This window comes from Lacticaseibacillus manihotivorans DSM 13343 = JCM 12514 (assembly GCF_001435035.1).
Lineage (GTDB): Bacteria > Bacillota > Bacilli > Lactobacillales > Lactobacillaceae > Lacticaseibacillus > Lacticaseibacillus manihotivorans.
Genome location: NZ_AZEU01000310.1, coordinates 1 through 2,704 on the forward strand (window position 1 = coordinate 1; position 2,704 = coordinate 2,704).

Consider the following 2,704-nt stretch of genomic DNA (forward strand, 5'->3'; position numbering starts at 1 on the left):
GTGTGAATCGTGGGATTGCGCTGCTTTTTTGAAATTCTATGAATAATCCAGGCTTCGTATTCTTTTTCACTCGTTTTTGAGTAGCGTTCTTTTGCTTTCGCCCCCTGCGTGCCGTTGCTTCATGCAATGATCGTTTTTTCGTCCGAAACTGATCAAACATCACAACTGAGTTTGGCTCTTCAATAATTTGTTGAATTCCACTGATTGCTACAGCATCGCGATAATGCGCTTTTGCCAAACCCAACTTTTTTCGCTGAACCGTTGTGATGTAGCCATAGGTGAAATGCGCCTCAGGAAAAGCGGTAAGCAATCGATTACGCAACATATTCATAATATGTGGCATTTTTAAGCGGTGGTATTGTCTTTTTTTGCTCAAATAGCGCATAAAGAGGGCCGCCGGCTCTATGGTTTCGATCTGTGTGACACTTAGTACATAGTGACTGCTTAAAAATTCTATAATTCAGGCAGTTAAGCTAATATATGCATTATTGCGGTATAATAAATCCATTGGAATTAGCTGCTTTCCTGCATTTTCCTTGCATTTTTTGGGAACCTACTCGGAGGTTATCGTATGGTCTATCGTCACAGCCCGCTTCAATTGTCATTTGAATCCTTTGGTGCCGGTTTAAGTACCCCACTTAGCTCTAACAATGAGTGGGTCCAGTTGGCGGAGGTCATGCCCTGGAAAGCTATCGATGAGGCATACCAATTGGAGTTCGCCAAAAATGCGGGACGTGCGGCAAAACCATTTCGTTTACTCTATGGGGCAATCTTGATCCAACAACGGATGGGTTTAACTGATCGTGGGGTGGTTGCGGCAATTCGTGATACACCCGCACTTCAATATTTCATCGGGTTGTCCGAATACAAAGCGGTTGAGCCGTTCAATTATTCCAGCCTGGCACACTTTCGCAAACGAATTGCCGATATCTCCGAGCTGATTACGAATATCATGAATGATACAGTACGCGCCAAGATCGAAGCGTTGGTCCCATTCAAAGTGGACACCGTCATCACCGACGCAACCGCAGTGCCAGTCAAAATCAAGTATCCTCAAGATACCGTCCTCCTCAACCAAGCAAGGCTGAATCTTGAGGCGATGGCGATCGATATGGCACACCAACTTGGTGTGCCAAACCCACGCATGTACAAACGCGAGGCGAAGCATTGTTGGACCTCATTTTCACGACATCCAAAGCAACAGCGTGGTGGCTTTCATAAACAGGTCAAGGCCCAACTTCAATATGTGCGCCGTGATTTGCGGTACATCAACGAATTCATCGATCAGGGTGCGACTCTACCAGATGAACAAGCGATTCGCTTAGGCGTGATTCGAATTCTATTTGACCAGCAATGGTACATGTATACCCACAAGACTCACCACGTTGAAGACCGAATTGTTAGTCTCCAACAGCCGTATCTTCGCCCAATTCAACGTGGTAAGGCCAATGCTAAAGTTGAATTTGGGGCGAAGATTGACTGTTCGTTAAGTGAAGGCGTAGTCGACATTGAACGTTTTGATTTCACCGCATTCTCTGAGGGCCAAGACTTCGCGGAAACTTTAGACCACTATTACGACCTTCATGGACATTATCCGGATGAAGTACTGGCCGATACGCTGTACCGTAATCGGGAGAACCTAAAGCTGTGTAAGGATTTGGGTATCCGAATCTGCGGTCCGAAGCTTGGCCGGCATCCAAAACACGTTGATGCAGCGAAACAGCGTGAGGATACTGATGCCGAGAATCGAAGAGGTACCATTGAACGCCGGTTTGCTTTTATGAAGGGCACGCTGGGGCTTGACTTGGTGAACACTCGGACAGCTGAATCACTGGCCGTCAAGATTGACGCGGCCATCGTCTTGAGCAATGTGCTGACCTTGTTAAGGGTATTTGCTATACCAATTTTAATTTTGGGTAAATTCGAGGGTGAGGCCTATCAAATTCGCTATAAATTTACTACAAGGGTCGAAGATATGGTGGCCTAGTTCAACAGCCACTACCTAGGCAGTTACGAGCAGCATTAATTGAAGAGTTTGAGATGTTACAAAATTTGCCGCCGGAAGAATTATTAGCCAGACGTCAAGCTCGCTTCCGCAAGTTTTAAAAGCCCCATATGGGCGCAAGCTTACTTTGGGTTAGTGTAATATCGTATCACAAATGGACTATTCCGTGATTTAATTCGCAAACAAGAGAAAGCCAAGCGCAAAAAGTGCGGGCCCTCCTTGCGTGAAAATAATCTTTTTGTTTGCTGTTACAGAACCGAACAGCGCAGCAATTACAACAAAACCTATAAATAGGACTTGGACGTGAAGCGAAGCCATACCAGTGAGACCATATCGGGCGTATACGATACCGACGCCAACGAAGCCATTGTATAGGCCTTGGTTGGCCATTGACATGCGTGCTTCTTTAATTGCCAAGTATTTCTTCGACAAGTCGAAAGCGTTGCGTGCTATTTTAGTTTGCGTGCCAAACATTTCAAGCAACATAATGAGCAACGCCTCTACTGCGACAAATATAACAAAAACATCTTTCAAAATAATCATCATGATCCTCCTAGTATAGGAAAGGGCTATGAATTGCGCGTCTAAACCACCTTACAAATGTGAACGGCTCTGGTGCAAAGTTTGCCTGGCAACTTCATTCTAGTATACTGAGTGACAAGAAAAGAGGGATTGTGCGCATGAATTACTTTAAAGGAC

2 protein-coding genes and 1 pseudogene are annotated in these 2,704 nt (G+C 45.2%); 1 reads left to right on the plus strand and 2 read right to left on the minus strand.

All coding sequences use genetic code 11. The annotated features are described in order from the left end of the window. A pseudogene (locus FD01_RS14740) lies at positions 1-385 on the minus strand (hypothetical protein); the annotation flags it as partial. Positions 386-571: 186 nt separating this feature from the next. Between FD01_RS14740 and FD01_RS14745 the strand changes: the two are divergent. Continuing rightward, positions 572-1,987 (plus strand): IS5-like element ISLca2 family transposase, encoded by a 1,416-nt coding sequence (locus tag FD01_RS14745; protein ID WP_056965085.1) that lies wholly within the window; start codon positions 572-574, stop codon positions 1,985-1,987. A gap of 189 nt (positions 1,988-2,176) precedes the next feature. Here the strand turns inward: FD01_RS14745 and FD01_RS14750 are convergent, their stop codons facing one another. Then, positions 2,177-2,548 carry a DUF1304 domain-containing protein gene (locus tag FD01_RS14750; RefSeq protein WP_054719944.1) on the minus strand — a complete coding sequence of 124 codons (372 nt, stop codon included), beginning with the start codon at positions 2,546-2,548 and terminating at the stop codon, positions 2,177-2,179. Positions 2,549-2,704: the final 156 nt, after the last annotated feature.

Bases quoted from the DNA above. Each gene is read 5' to 3' on its own strand.
- FD01_RS14750 (WP_054719944.1), bottom strand. From the start codon at position 2,548: ATGATTATTTTGAAAGATGTTTTTGTTATATTTGTCGCAGTAGAGGCG.
- FD01_RS14745 (WP_056965085.1), top strand. From the start codon at position 572: ATGGTCTATCGTCACAGCCCGCTTCAATTGTCATTTGAATCCTTTGGT.